The following is an 18,394-nucleotide window of genomic DNA, read 5'->3' as shown; positions in this document are numbered from 1 at the left end:
AGCTTACACACAAGCGCGCACAATGCGATTCACGCGAAAAATTCACTGGTTCTTCCACCTATACCTCTGGCGCCCTTAAGTTTATGGTGCGCGCAACTGGCCGATTGCACCTAAGCCCTGTTGCAGATAAACGGCATGCAATTGTATACACGACGGAGTGACAGATGTCTCAAACCCGCACAGAATCCGACAGCTTTGGCCCGTTGGAAGTCCCCTCAGACAAGTATTGGGGTGCGCAAACTCAGCGCTCGATCATGAATTTCCCGATTGGCTGGGAAAAACAGCCTGTAGCCATCGTCCGCGCGCTGGGCGTGATCAAAAAAGCGTGCGCGATGGAAAACAAGGCCACCGGAAAGCTGGATGCAAAGATCGCCGACGCTATCATTCAAGCCGCGAGTGAGGTGATCGAAGGCAAGTTTGACGACAACTTTCCTCTGGTCGTGTGGCAAACGGGTTCGGGCACGCAGTCAAACATGAACTCGAACGAGGTGATCGCCAACCGCGCGATTGAGATTCTGGGCGGCGTGATCGGCTCTAAGGACCCTGTTCATCCGAACGACCACTGTAACATGGGGCAATCGTCGAACGACACGTTCCCGACCGCGATGCATATCGCCACCGCGATGAGCGTGCGCGATGTGCTGATGCCGGGTCTCGAAAAATTCGCCTCGGCGCTGGAAGCCAAGGCAAAAGAGTTTGCAGGCATCATCAAGATCGGTCGGACCCACACCCAGGATGCAACGCCGCTAACGCTTGAACAGGAATTCGGCGGGTATGCACATCAAATCCGACAAGGTATTGCCCGGATTAAGGCCTGTATGCCTGGTATCTATGAATTGGCACAAGGCGGCACCGCCGTTGGCACCGGGCTCAACACCCATGGTGGTTGGGATGAAGCCGTAGCGCAGAACATGGCTGAGATCACCGACCTGCCCTTCGTCACCGCCCCCAACAAGTTCGAGGCGCTTGCGGCACATGATGCCATGGTGTTCCTGTCCGGTGCTTTGGCGACAGTTGCTGGCTCCTGCTACAAGATCGCTAACGACATCCGGTTGCTGGGTTCGGGCCCGCGTTCGGGTTTGGGTGAGCTGATCTTGCCGGAAAACGAGCCCGGTTCTTCGATCATGCCCGGAAAGGTAAATCCGACGCAGGCTGAGGCGCTTACGCAGGTGGCCGCGCATGTCATTGGTAACGACGCCGCGATAAAATTTGCCGGCTCGCAAGGGCACTTCCAGTTGAACGTCTATAACCCGATGATGTCTTACAACCTGTTGCAGTCCATCCAATTGCTGGGCGACGCGACCGACAGCTTTACCAAGAGGATGTTGATTGGCATCAAAGCCAACGAACCGCGCATCGACAAGCTGATGAAGGAATCGCTGATGCTTGTGACTGCGCTGGCACCGACCATCGGCTATGACAACGCTACGAAGGTCGCCAAAACTGCGCATAAGAACGGCACGACCCTCAAGGAAGAAGCAATTGCGTTGGGCTTTGTGGATGAGGCGACGTTTGACGCTGTTGTCCGCCCCGAACAAATGATCGGTCCCAAAGACTGATGGGAAAGCCGGTCAACCTGAACCGGTACAGAAAACAAAAAGCGCGGGCTCAGAAAAAAGCCCGCGCAGATCAAAACGCTGTCAAGTTCGGGCGAAGCAACGTTCAAAGGGTCGAGGAAGAATTCGATCAAAACAAGCAGCGCCGCGATCTGGACAATCATGAGCTGGACGAATGAGCGGTCGGCCGGTCAAACGTTCACTGACCCTGAAAGGGCATCGCACCTCTGTTTCCCTTGAGGACGAGTTTTGGCAGGCATTCCGCGAAATCGCTGATCAAAAAAATATGGCAATCAATGCCTTGGCCGCTGAAATTGATGTGAAGCGTGATCCAAATATTGGCTTGGCATCCGCGATCCGCGTGTTTGTCCTGAATTGGTATCGCGCCTAGCCAGCGTCCTTCACATTCCGCATCTTTCAAAACCTTAGGATGGCGCAAACTGCCGCAGCTAGATGTTTGACGGTCTTTGCTTATCCTCAGCTCATTTCGAGATGAAAACTCGCCAGTAACATGCTGTAAACCAACGAAGTAGCAAAGACAAAGACCGAAAAAAGCCCATAATCTACTGGACCGAAGCGCGGAATATCTTGTCGATATTGTCCCCCAACGCGGCGTTAAATTCGCTATCCGATTGCTGTTTTGACAGACCTTCGGTCAAAGCACGTGAAAATGAGGCAATCATTTTGCTGTTCTGTCCCAGCAGGTCACAGGCTTGCTGCGTTGAGTAACCGCCGGAAAGTGCCACGACACGTAACACACGCGGGTGATCAGCCACCTCATCAAAAAGGTTGGCTTTACTTGGGATCGTCAACTTCAACATGACCTCTTGGCCCTCGTCCAGTTGGTCGAGATTCTTCAAAATTTCGGCTTTCAGGATGTCTTCTGCTTCGGCCTTGGTGGCAGAATTGATATTTACTTCGGGCTCGATAATCGGAACCATGCCAGCTGCAACGACCTCGCGTGCCACGTCAAACTGCTGGGCAACCACTGCTGCGATACCTTCAGCGTTAGCTTCGTGGATGACAGAGCGTTCCTTGGTGCCGAACACATCCTTTGCCTTTGCAAGGGTATCAGCCAGGCCCGGGATCGGTTTCATCAACTGAACGCCGTTAGCTTGTTCTTCCAAGCCTTTGTCAATCTTGAGGAATGGAACGATACCCTTCTGCGACCAAAGGTAGTCGGCGACCTTGCGGCCCTCAATCTCTTCTCCAAGGGTACGTTCGAACAGGATGGCGCCAATGACTTTGTCCTTGGTAAAGTCGTCAGCCAGAATGATACGCGCCCTCATTTTCTGGATTTCATCAAACATCTCTTCGTCAGAGTTGTAATCCGACGCCTGAACCCCATAGAGACCCAGCGCTTTGGGTGTCGACCCGCCACTTTGATCCAGGGCTGCAATGAAACCCGCGCCATTGGACATCTGCTTGCGCTGTTCTGCTTTGGACATAACCATTTCCTGTTCAACGATGATTCCGCATTTTTTATTCGCATACAGCAACGTGACGGACGATGGTAGGATGTTAGCGCTCAACCAAGCGCAACCAAATTCCGTCCTTCGAGCGCACGGTCAGATGTGCCACCGGAACCGGCGTGCGCCCCTCAACCAGTTCGAACCTAAAGTTCCGTAGGAGCATCGAAAGCAGCAAGGGCCCTTCGACCATCGCAAACCCAGTGCCAGTGCAGACACGCGGGCCGGCAGAGAATGGGATGTAAGCCTTGCGCTGGCAGGTTTTTCCGTTTTCGGTGTCCCATCTTGTAGGATCAAAGTCATCGGGTCGGTCCCACAAACGCTCATGCCGGTGCAGGTGCCATGGGCTGATTATGATTTGTGAGCTTTTGGCGACCTCCCGGTCCCGGAACTGTTCCGGGCACGACGCCTCTCGCACCATCATCGGAACCGGTGGATAAAGCCGCAGAGCTTCGCGGAAAACATCCCGGCTGAGTTTGAGTTTCGGCAGACTGCCAAAGCTGGGATCGTCCAAAACGGCGGCCTCAGAAAACAGACGCTCCTGCCATTCAGGGTAAAGCGCCATCAAGTACAGTGTCCAAGCCAGCGCGGATGCGCTTGTCTCATGACCGGCGAGAAAGAAGATGGCCACCTGATCCACCATCTCATTCGTATCAAAGCAACGCCCGGTTTCCGGGTCCGGCGTGCTCATGATCTTTGTGGCGAGATCATCCGGTGCTTGTCCTGCGGCGATTTGCTTTGCGCGTTCGGTCGTCATTTGGCTGATCAATGCCCTAATCTCACGCGCGTTTCGGCGCGTATTGCGCGCGTGCAATCTTGGCATCCATCGCGGCACAGGAACGAAGGCCGCTAGGTTCAGCAACGGTTGTTGCCGCTGATACGCCCGGAATTTTTCAAAGACTTGTGCAGCCACCTCGTGCTGTATGGGCACTGAAAAAAGCGTCCGAAAGATCACATCCGCAGCGGCGTGGCTGGTGATTTCTTCACATTCAACCACATTGCCGCTCTGCCGCCTCAGGCGCGCGACGCAAGCTTGTGCCGCTTGTAGCATGGCCGGAAAGGTGTCCTTCAACCGCCCGCCCTCAAACGCAGGATCGATAATCCGGCGCTGGCGTTTCCAGGTCTCTCCGTTGGTCAAAAAGACCGACTCCCCAAGCAATGGGCGCAACCCTTCGCTTATGCGCCCAGATTTGGGGAAATCGTCCGGGCGCTGTCTGAGGACCGTATCCACAAGCTCGGGCTGGTTAATCAGATAGGACCGAAAGAAGGGCGTGCGAAACTCGGCCATCCATGCGCGATAGAGGCGCTGAGGTTGAGCCGACAGAAGGTCTTTGCGAAATAGCTTCAGATAGCGCCAGAGCGAGACGTTGTGTGATCGCGATGTCGGCTTTGGTGGCCTCATCCGCGCACCGACCGGTATTTCGAAACGGCATGATCAATGCGTGACTTCGACGGGTTTCGCCCGCTGAATCGCTGACGCAAGGTGAGCGGCCCGGCGGTGATGCGGAAATAGTCATAAACGCCCGGTCGGTCGAATGCGCAAAGATACTGGAAATGCAGCTGAAAAAACCTCCAGCGCAGCTCCTGCCAACGTTCAGGCGACAGCGTCTGAGTAAAAGCCGCGGATAGAACCAACGGCCAACGTTTCTGTTCGGTTGCCACACCACTGACACTGACCGGATCGCACAACGCAAAGGCGCATCCATCACCGGGCGCTGAGATATCGACCCATGTCAGAGCGTCTTGGATTGAAAGAAATTGCAAGTCGGTCCGCAGATCCTGAGCGTCAGGAAGGAATGATACCATCGGAACAACCTGTCCCAGCGTCAGGAACGACAGCTTTGGCCCATCCGGCGGCAAACCTCGGTCGCGGATCAATTCTGCCAATGCGATCACTCCAAGATGCGCCCCTGAAGAATGCCCAACCACCAGAACTTCGTCCACATCGGTCTCAAGCGCCGCTCTGATATGATCCGTGAATTCGACAAGACGCTGCTTTAACTCGGTAGGAACAGCACCTCGCATGGCCGCAGAATAGGCGTAGTCATGCATAAGGTAGTAGGCGAAAAGGCGGTTGTCTTTTTTGCGAAACAAAAACAGCAGCGCCCATGCTGCGATGATCGCTACAGCAATTCCTGGCCAGCCCATGACGGGCCAGAGCAGCATCGTGATACCAAAGGCCAAAGCGAGTGCTAACCCGAGTTGCACGATCAGCATGACAACGGGATAAAGTGCTGCAATCACCGGCCCCTTACGAAGGCTCATCAGGGATTGTAAAGTGCCGGAGGCCACATAAACCCATGCCGTCCGAAAAAGCTGCATATATGTTGCAGGGATCGAGGTTGCCATGCTGTCGCGCACGATATCGGACCAAACTAGAACCTGAACGTCCGCCTCAACATCGAAACCGTCCTGAGAGGACTGAACGTGCCAGCCGTAAGTCGTGTCGCTCGGCTTCGGTGAAATCGAAATCTCGTACCCCGAGATTTTTGCCTGCGCCTGACTTTCTTTGCGGTACAACTCTCGGTATCGCCGCGGGTGAATGGGATCGTAGCCGGGAATGTAGAACACCCGACGCCTGCGCACCTGCGGCTGATTGTTTTGACTGCTCATGCCCTTACCTTCTGCCGCGCAGATTAGCGCAGCGTTGCCGACAAGGTAAGTCAGATCAGCAGATCACCCAAAATTGGCCAATGCTGGGAAGGTCTCAAGCAGCCACCAGCTGAACTCGGTAAACAGGCCCGTAATCAGCATGATACCAACGAACAGCAGTAGCCCGCCCATGACTTTTTCGATCGTCGCCATGTGTGGCTTGATACGGTTCATCACCGACATCGACCGGTTCAGGAACATTGCGGCCAGCAAAAACGGAATACCAAGACCGGCAGCATATACGCCCAACAGCAATGTACCGCGCGCAACCGATGCTTCGGACGCCGCCAAAGATAGGATTGCACCGAGTTGAGGGCCAATGCACGGCGTCCAGCCAAAGGCAAAAGCCAGACCGAGAATGTATGCACCGAACACCGAACCACCCGAGTCTCCGGTCTCGATTCGTGCCTCGCGATCAAGGAAGGGGATGCGGAAGACGTTCAGGAAGTGCAAACCAAAGACAATGACCACAGCGCCTGAAAGCTTGGCGAACAGCACCTGGTTCTGCAATACAAACGCCCCAAAGGCAGATGCGGTAAAGCCAAGCAGCAAAAATACGGTCGACAATCCAAGCACAAAGAACAAAGCCGTCAGTGTCGCTTTGCGCCTCGCTTGCGCCTCGTCCTTCATCTCGTTTATTGAAACGCCGCTCATATACGCAAGGTACGGCGGTACAATGGGCAGAACGCAGGGCGACAAAAAGCTGATCAGGCCGCCAAGCAGCGCGATGAACATGGCAGGAAGCAAGCCTGCGTCTATGATATCTATTCCGAACATGTTTCAGCACATAGGATATCAAATTCGCTGCGTCACCGGGCCATTCGGTCACATCCTCGTGGTTGCGTGCTGGACACAAAGGAAAAGTGAAAATATCTGAGTGATATGTCTAATCCTAACGAAACACTCGACGCGTTGGGCCTTTTGTGTCCTTTGCCCGTCCTGAAAGCCAGAAAACGCCTTAAATCCTTGCCTGCGGGGGCCGTTTTACGCGTGCTTGCAGATGATCCGGCCGCTATTGTGGACGTTCCGCATTTTTGTGCAGAAAGCGGGCATCAACTGCTTTCACAAGAAGATGCCGATGGACACCAAGTCTATCTAATACAGAAAGCAGGTTAAGTCGCAGAAGCGATCTGATCTAACAAAGGCGGGCCCTGAAGCCCGCCTTTGTTAGTCACTGTCCCAAGGACCACCATCCGCGCCGTTTTGGTTTGGCGGGTTCGTCGGGCTGTTCGGGCTTGTCCGCAACAACTTCGAGCACCGGAGCAGACGAGTCTTCCGGCTTCGTGTTGGCCTCCGCTACTTCAACATCGTCTGTGATCGGTTCTACACCTTCGGTGACTGCCGTTTCTGTCACCTCTTCAATCTCGGTGCTGATTGACTGCGCGACAGTGTCCTCAACAGCTTGTGCTGGTTCAGGCTGTGCGTTTGCCGTGACTTGTTCGCCTTCTTCGGTGCTGCTCTCAGCACCGGCTTCTGCAATTGGTTCCGCTGCAACTTCATCAGCTTGGGGCTCAGGCGAATCCGTAGCCGGGGTTTCCTCAGAAACGTCCGCCTGCTCGGAAGTTTTTTTGCGACTGCGAGGAGCGCGGCGCCGCTTCGGCTTTTCCGCTTTCTCATCAGAGTCCGGTTCTTCAACCTTGGTATCTGACGGGGCTTCTTCTGCCTTGGCATCAGATACTGCATCATCTGCAGCTTCTGTAGCGGTCTCTCCGTCCTCTACGCTGGTGTCAGCCGTTTCTGATGAACCGTTGTTTTTCTTCCGCCGACGCCGACGGCGCTTCCGCTTGGGCTTGGTGTCCTCTTCGGTCTGAACTGCTTCGTCCTCAGCGGCTTCGTCATCGTCCGAGTCGACCATGTCCATCAAGGATGCGTCGACGGATATAACCGGCGCGCTTGCCTCGGGTACGACGCGGCTGGCAGTTTTGAACTTCTCCATCGAGAAATCAGGACTGACCAAATGTATGTCACCTTCAATCCGAACTGACATACCGTAGCGCGCTTCGATTTGCGCAATGTGTTCGCGCTTTTGGTTCATCAGGAAATTCGAAATACCGACCGGGCAGCGCACCAGAACCTCGCGTGACCGGCGACGGGTGCCTTCTTCTTCGATCTGGCGCAGGATCGAAAGCGCCATGTTGTCGTCCGAGCGGATCAGCCCGGTACCGTGGCACGATGGGCAGGGCTGCGTCGTCGCCTCAAGCATACCGGGGCGCAGACGCTGGCGGCTCATCTCCATCAGGCCAAAACCGGAAATCCGACCCACCTGAATGCGTGCGCGATCGGTCTTTAGCTTTTCCTTCAACCGCTTTTCGACGGCTGAGTTGTTCTTGCGCTCGTCCATATCGATAAAGTCGATGACGATCAGGCCCGCAAGGTCACGCAGACGCAATTGCCGCGCCACCTCTTCCGCAGCTTCCAAGTTGGTCTTGAGCGCGGTTTCCTCGATCGAACCTTCTTTGGTCGCACGGCCCGAGTTTACATCAATCGCGACGAGCGCCTCGGTAACGCCAATTACGATATACCCACCGGATTTCAACTGTACCGTCGGGTTGAACATCGCGGCCAGATAGCTTTCGACCTGATAGCGCGCGAATAATGGCAAGGCGTCTTCGTACCGTTTCACATTCTTGGCGTGGGACGGCATGATCATTTTCATGAAGTCCTTGGCGATGCGGTAACCGCCTTCGCCCTCAACCAGAACCTCGTCAATATCGCGATTATAGAGGTCGCGGATCGACCGCTTGATCAGGTCGCCTTCTTCATAAATCTTCGCCGGTGCTATGGATTGCAATGTCAATTCGCGGATTTGTTCCCACATGCGCTGCAGATATTCATAGTCACGCTTGATCTCGGATTTGGTGCGCTTGGCACCTGCTGTTCGGATGATCAGGCCGGCGCCAGTGGGTACGTCGATTTCCGCCGCGATTTCTTTCAGCTTTTTCCGATCCGGCGCGTTTGTTATCTTGCGGCTGATCCCGCCGCCCCGCGCCGTGTTGGGCATCAGCACGCAGTACCGACCGGCCAGCGACAGATAAGTCGTGAGCGCTGCGCCCTTGTTGCCACGCTCTTCTTTCACGACCTGAACCAGCAGAACCTGACGAACCTTTATGACTTCCTGGATCTTGTACCGGCGCGGGCGCGGCTTGCGCGGCGGGCGGATATCCTCGCTATCATCATCGTCGGCCACCGATTCGATGCTGTCGTCCTTGGCAGCCGCGTCCGAGCGGGAGACGGTTTCAGCATCGCCATTGCCATCGGCCTCTTCGCTGGCTTCAGCAGCCGCGACATCTTCAACCTCTGCAACGGCGGTTTCAGCCTCGTCGGGATCGTTTTGAGCCTGAACCTCCTCATCCGCGGCTTGTGGTGCCGGCTCGACCGGTGCCTCAGCTTCGTCTGCATCCACAGTTTCGACGTCAAGGTTCTCGCCCGTCGTCTCCGCCTCATCATCAGTGGGCTCTTCTACAGGTGTCTCGGCGACATAATCCATCGGTGAGGTGCCCTCGGGAACTGCCAAATCAGCACCCTCTTCACCTTCATCCAGATCAATCGTTTCCATCCCGGTCGGCTCTGCCGACACCTCTATGGTCTCGACCACGTCATCGGATTTTACGTCAGCTGCCTTCGTCCGTGATCGTGAGCGCCGCTTCTTGGGCTTGGACTCTTCTGCCTCATCCCGTGCCTTCATAGCTTCGGCATAAGCGCGCTCTTCTTCCATAAGAGCTTCGCGGTCGGCGACAGGGATCTGGTAGTAATCCGGGTGGATTTCCGAGAAAGCAAGGAACCCGTGCCGATTTCCGCCGTAATCTACAAAGGCGGCCTGTAGCGAAGGTTCAACCCGAGTTACTTTTGCAAGGTAGATGTTACCTGCGAGTTGACGTTTATTTTCGGATTCAAAATCGAACTCTTCAACCTTGTTTCCGTCGACCACCACAACGCGGGTTTCCTCCGCGTGGGTGGCGTCGATAAGCATTTTTTTAGCCATGTTTCCTTGGTGCACCGCGCCAAATGCGTTGTCCTTACCCGTCCGGGGGGACAGGCGCTTTTGGGGTGGTGTCTTGTCAGGGCGATATCGGACGGCGCGCGGCAGGGTCTGGCGCTGTGGCCCCCTGCCCGTACACTCGATCGTTGCGCGCGCGTCATCGCGGTTCTTCTCCGACAGGTGCGGTATGCCGCGACCTGCCCATTTATTCCTTTCACCCGCGTTTGCGGGCTCAGGCGTTCAACAGCCCCACTGGGGCATAATCGGTCTGCTTTACCTCGTGGGTTTCATCACCATCCGCGACAAAGCAGCGAAACTCAAAAAAATCGGGGCTTAGGGGCATAAAAAACGCCCTGCCCGTTTCGACACCATAAAGGCAGTCTTGTGGAAAAGACAATGGGCAAACTGCGTAGCAACCTCGTGGACGCCATTGCGACCCCATCCTTCGACTAATAATGTCGCGGCTACCTTAAGCGCATAGGCTGATGCGTTACAGAGTGCCTCTCTCTTCAACTTACAGGTAGTCCGACCTTTGCAGGCTGTACTTTGCCATCTTCTCGTTCAATGTACGCCGCGGCAGGCATAGCTCTTCCATGACCGAAGCGATCGAGCCTTTGTGACGGCGCATGGTGTTATCAATCAACATCCGCTCGAACGCTTCGACATATTCCTTGAGCGGCTTACCCTCGGTTGTCATGACCGGCTGCATTTCCTCATGATCTGACATCAGCAGCGAAGCAATCGTTCCTGATCCACGTCGTGATTGCAGTACGGCGCGTTCGGCGATGTTGATCAATTGGCGCACGTTTCCGGGCCACGGAGCCTGCAGCAGTTGCGCCGCCTCCTGGGCGCTGACCTGCGGTGCGTCACATCCATATTCTTCTGCAAATTGCTCGCTGAGGCGCGTGAAAAGGGTCAGGATATCCTCTCCGCGCTGGCGGAGCGGTGGCATAGTGATGCGCAGCGCGGCCAGACGATAGAACAGGTCAGGGCGCAGCACGTCTTCGCTGGTCTTTCCTGCCTCTTGAAGGTTCGAAATCGCGACGATACGCGTCTCCGCCGGTGTACCTTGATCATTCATTACACTCAACAAACGCGCCTGAAGCGTATCGCTGAGCGCCTCAATGTCTTCCAATACCAAGGTACCGCCGCGCGCCTCTTCGATAGCGGGCAATTGCGCATCTTCGGGCATCATCGGCCCGAACAGGCGTTTGGAAAGCGCCTCTTCCTCCAGCGCGGCGCATGAGACCAGAACAAATTTCTTTCCGGCCCGGCTGCCCACTGCGTGCAGCGCATGTGCAACCAGCGTTTTACCCGTGCCCGTCTCGCCATCAATCAGAACGTGACCATCCGCCTGACCCAAATCCAGAATATCCTCACGCAAGCGCTCCATCACTGGGCTGGCGCCGATAAGCTTATTCATGATCTGAGTTCCGCCGGACAGTTCACGCCGCAGCGCCCGGTTGTCCAGCGTCAGGCGACGCGCGTTGCTGGCACGTTTCGCCAGTTCCGACATGCGATCGGGATTGAATGGCTTTTCAAGGAAGTCGAATGCGCCAACGCGCATTGCTTCGACGGCCATCGGCACGTCGCCATGTCCGGTGATCATGATCACCGGTAGCGTACTATCGGCACCCATCAGCTTTTTCAGCAGTTGAATGCCGTCCATACCCGGCATCTTTATGTCGGAAATCACGATTCCAGGGTACTCGGGCCCCAAAACTTTGAGCGCGTCTTCGGCGCTTGAAAACGTTTCGGTGTCATATCCCGATAAGGCCAGCCATTGGCTGATCGACTGGCGCATGTCCTGTTCGTCATCCACAATGGCTATCTTCATGGCTTGTGCCATAGTCAATCCTCGTTACTCAGCGGCCGCAAGGCCGTCGCTTCCCAGTATCGGCAGCTGCATCTCGAACACGGCGCCACCTTGCTGACTGTTGCGCGCGGTGAGCCGTCCACCGTGGTCGTTCACGATACCCGACGAAATGGCAAGACCCAACCCAACCCCGTCGCCGGGTTGCTTGGTGGTGTAGAACGGCTCAAAAAGGTTTTCGATATCTTCAATTCCGTAACCATTGTCGCGCACGGTCAACACCGCCATGTCGCCCGCTGCCAGTATGATCTCAACATCTGGATCCGATACAGATTTGGTGGCGTCCAGCGCATTCCGCAAGAGATTGACCATCACCTGTTCGATCCGCATCCGATCCCCCATCACTATGACAGGTTCTTCCGGCAAAATCTGCGTTATTTTGACGTGTCGCTGACGCAGCTGTGGCTCCATCATCGACAGTGACGACGCTAACGCTTCGCCAAGGTTTACAGGGGAAAATGCATCCGCACCCTTGCGAGCGTAGGATTTAAGCTGGCGCGTAATTGCACCCATCCGCTCAATCAGGCCGTCAATGCGGCCAAAGCTGGCCAGCGCCTCTTCAGGCCGGTTCCTGCGCAGCAGCAGCCGCGCGCCCGCAAGATACGTTTTCATTGCAGCCAACGGTTGATTCAACTCGTGGCTTACAGCCGCCGACATCTCGCCCAAGGCTGCAAGTTTCGAGCTTTGCGCAAGCGTCTGCTCGGCAACTTCCAAGGTCTTTTCGACTCGCTCCCGCTCAGCAATTTCCCGCTGTAGCCGTGTGTTCAATGCGCGAAGCTCTGCCGACTCGCGCTGGAACAAAGTCATCCGGAACGTCGCCCGGCGGCTAAGCGCATAGAAGGCCAGCGCCAGAAGAATCGCAAAGCCCATAATCTCAAGCGCGAGAACGCTGTTCACCCTTTCGCGGATCGACGCGTAAGTTGTGAAAGACGTCATTTGCCATCCTCGGAACGGTATGCGGGTTTCCATTCGCATCACGGCCTCGCCTTGCAAATAAGCGTCTGGCGGCAGCGCGGCCCAGTCGGTGGTTGCACGGATGGCACGCTGAATTGCACCTTCAGGCGGCTGTCGCAACAACGCCTCGTCTTCCTTGTGGCCGCGCCACTGAGGTTCGGTCGACAGAATGATGGTGCCGGTACTGTCCGCCACCATCACCGCATCTGAAATCCCTGCCCAGGCCAGTTCGAACTTGCGAAGATCGACCTCAACAACAATAACACCAAGGATTTCGGCATTCGCGTCGATGCGGCGTGAATAGACAAAGCTGTAGCCGCCCGACTCCTTCTCGATCACAGTGAAGATGGTTGCATTTGAACGTACTGCGTCAATGAAATAGGGCGAACTGCGATGCGCCTCGCCCAACCGGTTGCGATCCGTGGACGCGACAGAGCGCCCATCCCTGTCCAAAAGCATCAAAGATGCGGCACCGATTTCTTCGACAAAGGAAATCAGTCGTTGCGTTGACAGTGAAAAGTCACTGGATTGAAGCGCCGAAATCAACGTCGGATCGCGGGCAAGGAGTTGCGGCACAATCGAATTTCTACGCAGCTCGCTCAGCAGGTTACCCGAATACAGAGCCAGACGCAGTTCGGCCCGGTTACGGGTCGACTCGGTAAACCTGTCGGTCAAAAGCCGGTTCGTGATCCACACCGTTGCTACCGCAGCCACCAAAAGCGCGATAACAGCGAGACGCAGGCGCCACCCAAGGGGCGCGCCGCGAAAAGGATTTGTAAGATTAAACCCGCTTGAGCGTTCGTCGGAACTCATCCCCAGAAATTACGCGGGGATTGATGTAACCTCAAGTCACGCAGGTGCGAGAACACCCGATAATGCGCGGAACAATGCCGTTCCGTCAGTCCCACCATGACCCTCATCCGCTGCGCGTTCGGGATGCGGCATCATACCCAGAACGCGGCGGTTTTCGGAAAGAATGCCAGCAATGTCGCCAACCGAGCCGTTGGGGTTCTCGGTATAGGTGAAAGCGATCCTGTCTTGATCACGAAGTGAGGACAATGTCGCGTCATCTGCGAAATAGTTTCCATCATGGTGAGCAATCGGAATGCCCAACACATCGCCGGCATTGTAGCCTTGGGTAAAGGCACTGTCGCTGGTTTCAACCTTCAGACCTACTGTCTTGCAAATGTACTTCAAACCTGCGTTGCGCAAAAGCGCACCGGGCAGGATTCCGGTCTCGGTCAGGATCTGAAACCCGTTGCAGATACCTACGGCATAACCACCCCGATCGGTGTGTTCGACAACTGCCTTGCAGATCGGAGATTGTGCGGCAATCGCGCCGCAACGCAGATAGTCACCGTAAGAAAACCCGCCAGGGACCCCCACGATATCAATGCCCTGTGGCAGAGCGGCGTCCTTATGCCAAACCATATCAACCTCAAAGCCCGACTGTTCAAAAGCGACGGCAAGGTCCCGGTCACAGTTAGAGCCTGGGAAAACGATGACAGCAGCGCGCATTGCGGAGCCTCCGGTTAAAGGGATCAGACCAGTTCGATCTCGTAACGCTCGATGACCGTGTTGGCCAATAGTTTTTCGCACATCTCGGTGATGTCAGCCTCGGTCGAGCCGTCGGCCAGCTCAAGATCAATCACCTTGCCTTGGCGCACGCCTTCGACCTGATCAAAACCCATTGCGCTCAATGCATGCCGCACGGCCTCACCCTGCGGATCGAGGACCCCGTTCTTCAGCATCACATGCACCCGTGCTTTCATTCCTGCAACTCCAGCTAAGGGCCAAGGATTCAGGCCCGTTCCGTTGCGCGGGGGATAACGTGCCAAGCGTCATTCGACAACCCTCGTCCTTGCATTGATCGTGCTGGTTATTGAACTCAGTTCCCGCCCGTCAGCCCAGGAAATCGCGTATCGATGGCATTGAAGGTGCCAGTCAGCACCATTTCAACGGCGACAGCGACAAGGATGATCGCCATTACGCGAGTGATCACATTGATCATGGTCGGACCCAGAAACCGAGAAATCGGGTCCGCGAACAACAAACCCGCTCCGACAATCGCGCAGGCTATCAGCACTGCTGAACCCAGGGTCACAATCTCGGCCCCGTCTGAAAGCGTATGCGCAAAAACAATTGTCGTAGCGATGGTTCCCGGACCAATCGTCAACGGAATCGCCAACGGCACCACGGCGATATTACTCTTCTTGTTACGGCCATGCTCTGCAGCTTGCTGATCTCCTTTCGGCGGATCAGACGCGTTTAACATGGTCATCCCTACCCCAAGAATGATCAGCCCCCCGGCGATGCGGAACGAGGGGATGTCGATCCCAAAAATCGCCAGAATCTCTTCACCGATTACGACCGATATCAAAGCAACTGTCACGACGGTCCCGGTCACGATCAAAGCAACGCGCTTACGTTCGGTTGCCGAGTATCCTTCGGTCATGCTCAGGAAAATCGGAATACCGTATAGCGGATTAAAAATCGCCAGTAGCGCCGCAAGAAATTTCAGAAAAACCGCCTGATCAAACAATTCGGCCATGTTGGAACTGCCGTAAGTTGCACCTGTCCTGACAATGCGAAGGTCCAACCGCCCTGTCAAACCACAAGGGCAAAAGAAACGGGCGCCGTTTGCAGAAAACAGCGCCCCAAGCAGTTTGCGGTTGTTGATGGTCTAGTTGATCAGCGTCGGCTTTGAGACATTGCTTTTCGGCAAAACACCCAGTCGCCTCGCGACCTCGGAATAGGCGTCCGTCAGACTCCCCAGGTCGCGGCGGAACACGTCCTTGTCCAGTTTTTGACCAGTTTCGATATCCCACAGGCGGCAACTGTCCGGGCTGATCTCATCAGCGACGACCAAACGCTGATAGTCACCTTCATAAACGCGACCAATTTCAATCTTGAAGTCGACCAAACGGATGCCAACCGAGTACATCACGCCGCTCATGAAATCATTCACACGCAATGCAAGGCTCAGGATATCATCCATATCCTGCTGGCTGGCCCAACCAAACGCCGCGATATGCTCTTCTGAGACCAGCGGGTCCCCAAGCGCGTCATCCTTGTAGCAATATTCCACAATCGGGCGTGGAAGCTGCGTACCCTCGTCGACGCCCAGACGTTTAGACATCGAACCAGCGGCATAGTTCCGCACGATTACTTCCAGAGGCACGATTTCGCAGCTACGCACCAATTGTTCGCGCATGTTCAGGCGACGAATGAAGTGTGTTGGTACACCGATCTGGGCAAGACCGGTCATAAAGAACTCGCTCAGACGGTTATTCAGAACACCCTTGCCATCAATCACGTCTTTTTTCTCGGCGTTGAACGCAGTGGCGTCATCTTTGAAATACTGCACGATGGTCCCGGGTTCGGGACCCTCATACAGAATCTTGGCCTTACCTTCATAGATTTTCTTGCGACGCGCCATTAGCGACCCTTCCAGTCTGTCGAGAGGGAATGACTCCCTCCGCTTTGGCGTTCTCATAGTGCAAGCCCCCCTTTCCCGCAAGTTTACTGATCCAAGGGGCTTTGATGCAGCGCAAATCACTTGCGAACAGCTTGTCGTATGGTCATATCATCACCAAACAAGTTGTAACCCAAGAGGTCCCCTACCAATGACCACGTTTGACGAACGCGAAAACGCCTTTGAAGCCAAGTATGCGCATGACGAAGAGATGCAGTTCAAGGCGCAGGCCCGCTGCAACAAACTGCTTGGCCTGTGGGCCGCGGAAAAACTGGGTAAATCCGGTGATGATGCGGCAGAATACGCCAGGACGGTCGTCATTGCGGATTTCGAAGAGGCCGGCCACGAAGACGTGGTGCGCAAGGTCGCGGGTGATCTTGGGTCTTTGTCCTCGGCTGATGAAATCCGCGCCAAGATGGCTGAGCTTCTACCCGTCGCCAAAGCTCAGGTCTTAAGCGAGACAGAATAAGGGCTTAACACTGACCTCATGATCTTCATGAGATTTATGAATTTGATTTGACGCCCCGGTCATGAGACACGGGGTGTCTCTTCTTTTGACAGGCCATTTGCGCCTTTTTTTCGGAATACCCCAATGACAAATGCACTCAGCCGGCTTCTTGCGACTAACGATGTCATTCTCGCAGATGGGGCCACGGGCACCAATCTGTTCAATGTGGGGCTGCAGTCGGGTGACGCACCAGAACTTTGGAATGTGGATTCGCCAGACAAAATTCGGGCGCTGTATCAGGGTTGGGTTGATGCGGGCAGTGATTTGTTCCTGACCAATACGTTTGGAGGAACGGCTGCACGTCTAAAACTGCACGACGCACAGAACCGGGTGGCCGAATTAAACCGCATTGGGGCGGAACTTGGTCGGGAAATTGCTGACAAAGCAGGTCGCACTATCGTTGTTGCAGGTTCGGTCGGGCCTACAGGTGAAATCATGGAGCCGGTCGGAAGCCTGTCGCACGCGGATGCGGTTGAGATGTTCCACGAACAGGCCGAAGCGCTAAAAGAAGGTGGTGCAGACGTTCTGTGGGTCGAAACCATTAGCGCGCCCGAGGAATTTCGCGCCGCGACCGAGGCCTTTGCGATGGCCGATATGCCGTGGTGCGGAACGATGAGTTTTGACACCGCTGGCCGCACAATGATGGGCGTAACTTCAGCAGATCTGGCCAATTTGGTTGAAACACTTCCGAACAAACCTCTGGCCTTCGGCGCGAATTGCGGCACGGGCTCATCTGACATCATGCGGACGGTTTTGGGCTTTGTGGCTCAGGGAACGGACCTGCCCCTGATTTCAAAAGGAAACGCCGGAATTCCAAAATATGTGGATGGTAGCATTCATTATGATGGTACGCCCGACCTGATGGCGCAATACGCCGTGATGGCTCGCGATGCCGGGGCGACTATTATCGGCGGGTGCTGCGGAACGATGCCCGCGCATATGCGCAAAATGCGCGAGGCGCTTGATAGCACTCCGCGCGGGCCCAGACCGACGTTGGATCAGATATCCGATGCATTGGGGCCGTTTTCATCCGCCTCGGACGGTACTGGTGACAGCGCCGCCGCGCCCGAGCGGCGCTCACGCCGCCGCCGCCGCCGCGCGTAAGCCTCTCAGCGTCCTTCGAATTTCGGGGGGCGTTTTTCCATAAATGCCACGACACCTTCGGCGAAATCTCGGCTGCGCCCGCATTCGCCCTGCAAATTCGCCTCTAACGCCAATTGCTGAGGCAGAGTTTTTTCATAGGTTCCGCGAATGGCCTTTTTAATCGCACCAAACCCGGCTGTCGGACCGTTCGCGAGATACGCCGCACGCTTGCGCCAATGGGCGTCGAATTCAGCGTCAGGCACTGCCTCCCAGATCAGACCCCATTGATCTGCCTCACGCGCACTGATCTTGTCAGCAAACAAGGCCGCGCCCATAGCTTTGGCAAACCCCATCTGGCGCGGCATGAACCAAGTGCCGCCTGCGTCGGGCAACAGTCCAATCCGAGCAAACGCCTGCAAGAAATAGGCGCTTTCGGTTGCGATCACCACATCGGCGCACAGCGCAAGGTTCGCCCCTGCCCCCGCCGCGGCCCCGTTCACGGCCGCGATTGTCGGCACCGGACAGTTGTAGACCGATTCCAACATGGGCTCGTACTCATCGCGCAGCGTGCGCTCCAGATCCACCTTGCCGGTGCTGGACGCGTCACCAAGATCCTGCCCCGAACAAAAGGCCCCACCTGCCCCGGTCACAACAATCGCGCGCGCGTTCCGCGCGGCGTAGATCATGGCGTGTGTAACCTCGGCGCGCATTTGCACCGTCATTGCGTTCATCTTGTCGGGGCGGTTCAGGGTAACAACCGCCAAATCGTCCGTGATATCCAGCAGGATCGTTTCGTAGTCCATGAACCCCTCACCAAATCTGAGCTTTGGCGAACCTTGACCCAA

General features: G+C 55.7%; 18 protein-coding genes. 6 read left to right on the top strand and 12 right to left on the bottom strand.

The genetic code is table 11. The features are described from left to right. Positions 1-164: 164 nt before the first annotated feature. Genes fumC through LCM21_RS00800 form a run of 3 tightly spaced genes read left to right on the top strand, consistent with a single transcriptional unit; the run spans position 165 to position 1,947 of the window. Complete coding sequence (fumC, locus tag LCM21_RS00810) at positions 165-1,559, top strand: class II fumarate hydratase (protein WP_224888905.1); 1,395 nt, start codon at positions 165-167, stop codon at positions 1,557-1,559. Beyond that, positions 1,559-1,735 (top strand): DUF4169 family protein, encoded by a 177-nt coding sequence (locus LCM21_RS00805; RefSeq protein ID WP_224888904.1) that lies wholly within the window; start codon positions 1,559-1,561, stop codon positions 1,733-1,735. Before fumC ends, LCM21_RS00805 begins: the two co-directional genes overlap by 1 nt. Next, positions 1,732-1,947 (top strand): ribbon-helix-helix domain-containing protein, encoded by a 216-nt coding sequence (locus LCM21_RS00800; protein WP_068331121.1) that lies wholly within the window; start codon positions 1,732-1,734, stop codon positions 1,945-1,947. The genes LCM21_RS00805 and LCM21_RS00800 overlap by 4 nt, the downstream gene beginning before the upstream one ends. 172 nt (positions 1,948-2,119) lie before the next feature. Here the strand turns inward: LCM21_RS00800 and LCM21_RS00795 are convergent, their stop codons facing one another. The 4 genes from LCM21_RS00795 to LCM21_RS00780 all read right to left on the bottom strand — a co-directional run bounded on the left by LCM21_RS00795 (position 2,120) and on the right by LCM21_RS00780 (position 6,454). After that, complete coding sequence (locus tag LCM21_RS00795; RefSeq protein WP_224888903.1) at positions 2,120-3,004, bottom strand: fructose bisphosphate aldolase; 885 nt, start codon at positions 3,002-3,004, stop codon at positions 2,120-2,122. A gap of 73 nt (positions 3,005-3,077) precedes the next feature. Further along, positions 3,078-4,427: a cytochrome P450 gene (locus tag LCM21_RS00790; RefSeq protein ID WP_224888902.1), complete on the bottom strand. Its 1,350-nt coding sequence runs from the start codon at positions 4,425-4,427 to the stop codon at positions 3,078-3,080. Continuing rightward, positions 4,424-5,638, bottom strand: a complete 1,215-nt coding sequence (locus LCM21_RS00785; protein WP_224888901.1) for a hypothetical protein — start codon at positions 5,636-5,638, stop codon at positions 4,424-4,426. Before LCM21_RS00785 ends, LCM21_RS00790 begins: the two co-directional genes overlap by 4 nt. Before the next feature lie 63 nt (positions 5,639-5,701). Then, positions 5,702-6,454: a cytochrome c biogenesis CcdA family protein gene (locus tag LCM21_RS00780; protein WP_068331114.1), complete on the bottom strand. Its 753-nt coding sequence runs from the start codon at positions 6,452-6,454 to the stop codon at positions 5,702-5,704. A gap of 105 nt (positions 6,455-6,559) precedes the next feature. Here LCM21_RS00780 and LCM21_RS00775 point away from each other — a divergent pair, with 105 nt between their 5' ends. Beyond that, positions 6,560-6,793 carry a sulfurtransferase TusA family protein gene (locus LCM21_RS00775; protein ID WP_068331112.1) on the top strand — a complete coding sequence of 78 codons (234 nt, stop codon included), beginning with the start codon at positions 6,560-6,562 and terminating at the stop codon, positions 6,791-6,793. 55 nt (positions 6,794-6,848) lie between these two features. On the opposite strand, the gene LCM21_RS00770 is transcribed toward LCM21_RS00775, so the two are convergent. The 7 genes from LCM21_RS00770 to purC form a co-directional block, all read right to left on the bottom strand. Beyond that, on the bottom strand, positions 6,849-9,659 hold the full coding sequence (locus LCM21_RS00770) for a ribonuclease E/G (protein ID WP_224888900.1): 2,811 nt from the start codon (positions 9,657-9,659) through the stop codon (positions 6,849-6,851). A gap of 511 nt (positions 9,660-10,170) precedes the next feature. Then, complete coding sequence (locus LCM21_RS00765) at positions 10,171-11,505, bottom strand: sigma-54-dependent transcriptional regulator (RefSeq protein ID WP_068331107.1); 1,335 nt, start codon at positions 11,503-11,505, stop codon at positions 10,171-10,173. Positions 11,506-11,517: 12 nt separating this feature from the next. Then, entirely contained in the window at positions 11,518-13,296 is a 1,779-nt protein-coding gene (locus tag LCM21_RS00760; protein ID WP_224888899.1) for a sensor histidine kinase, read from the bottom strand. 36 nt (positions 13,297-13,332) lie between these two features. After that, on the bottom strand, positions 13,333-14,001 hold the full coding sequence (gene purQ / locus LCM21_RS00755; RefSeq protein ID WP_224888898.1) for a phosphoribosylformylglycinamidine synthase subunit PurQ: 669 nt from the start codon (positions 13,999-14,001) through the stop codon (positions 13,333-13,335). 23 nt (positions 14,002-14,024) lie between these two features. Next, complete coding sequence (purS, locus tag LCM21_RS00750; RefSeq protein ID WP_224888897.1) at positions 14,025-14,255, bottom strand: phosphoribosylformylglycinamidine synthase subunit PurS; 231 nt, start codon at positions 14,253-14,255, stop codon at positions 14,025-14,027. A 116-nt stretch (positions 14,256-14,371) separates the two neighbouring features. Continuing rightward, the gene (locus tag LCM21_RS00745; RefSeq protein ID WP_224888896.1) at positions 14,372-15,034 is read right to left on the bottom strand and encodes a MarC family protein; all 663 of its coding nucleotides are present in this window, start codon (positions 15,032-15,034) and stop codon (positions 14,372-14,374) included. 132 nt (positions 15,035-15,166) lie between these two features. Next, entirely contained in the window at positions 15,167-15,922 is a 756-nt protein-coding gene (purC, locus tag LCM21_RS00740; RefSeq protein WP_068331097.1) for a phosphoribosylaminoimidazolesuccinocarboxamide synthase, read from the bottom strand. A 187-nt stretch (positions 15,923-16,109) separates the two neighbouring features. On the opposite strand from purC, the gene LCM21_RS00735 reads away from it, so the two are divergent. Together LCM21_RS00735 and bmt are read left to right on the top strand one after the other, a co-directional pair. After that, positions 16,110-16,427 carry a DUF1476 domain-containing protein gene (locus LCM21_RS00735; protein ID WP_224888895.1) on the top strand — a complete coding sequence of 106 codons (318 nt, stop codon included), beginning with the start codon at positions 16,110-16,112 and terminating at the stop codon, positions 16,425-16,427. 123 nt (positions 16,428-16,550) lie between these two features. Further along, a complete protein-coding gene (gene bmt / locus LCM21_RS00730; RefSeq protein ID WP_224888894.1) occupies positions 16,551-17,570 on the top strand; it encodes a betaine--homocysteine S-methyltransferase in 1,020 nt (339 codons plus the stop codon). Between the two features lie 5 nt (positions 17,571-17,575). On the opposite strand, the gene LCM21_RS00725 is transcribed toward bmt, so the two are convergent. Next, positions 17,576-18,352 carry an enoyl-CoA hydratase-related protein gene (locus LCM21_RS00725; protein WP_224888893.1) on the bottom strand — a complete coding sequence of 259 codons (777 nt, stop codon included), beginning with the start codon at positions 18,350-18,352 and terminating at the stop codon, positions 17,576-17,578. Positions 18,353-18,394: the final 42 nt, after the last annotated feature.

Origin of the sequence: Ruegeria profundi, from assembly GCF_020171505.1 — a bacterium.
GTDB lineage: Bacteria > Pseudomonadota > Alphaproteobacteria > Rhodobacterales > Rhodobacteraceae > Ruegeria > Ruegeria profundi.
Note: the sequence above shows the minus strand (reverse complement) of the source record. Positions and strands in the feature narration are given on the sequence as shown.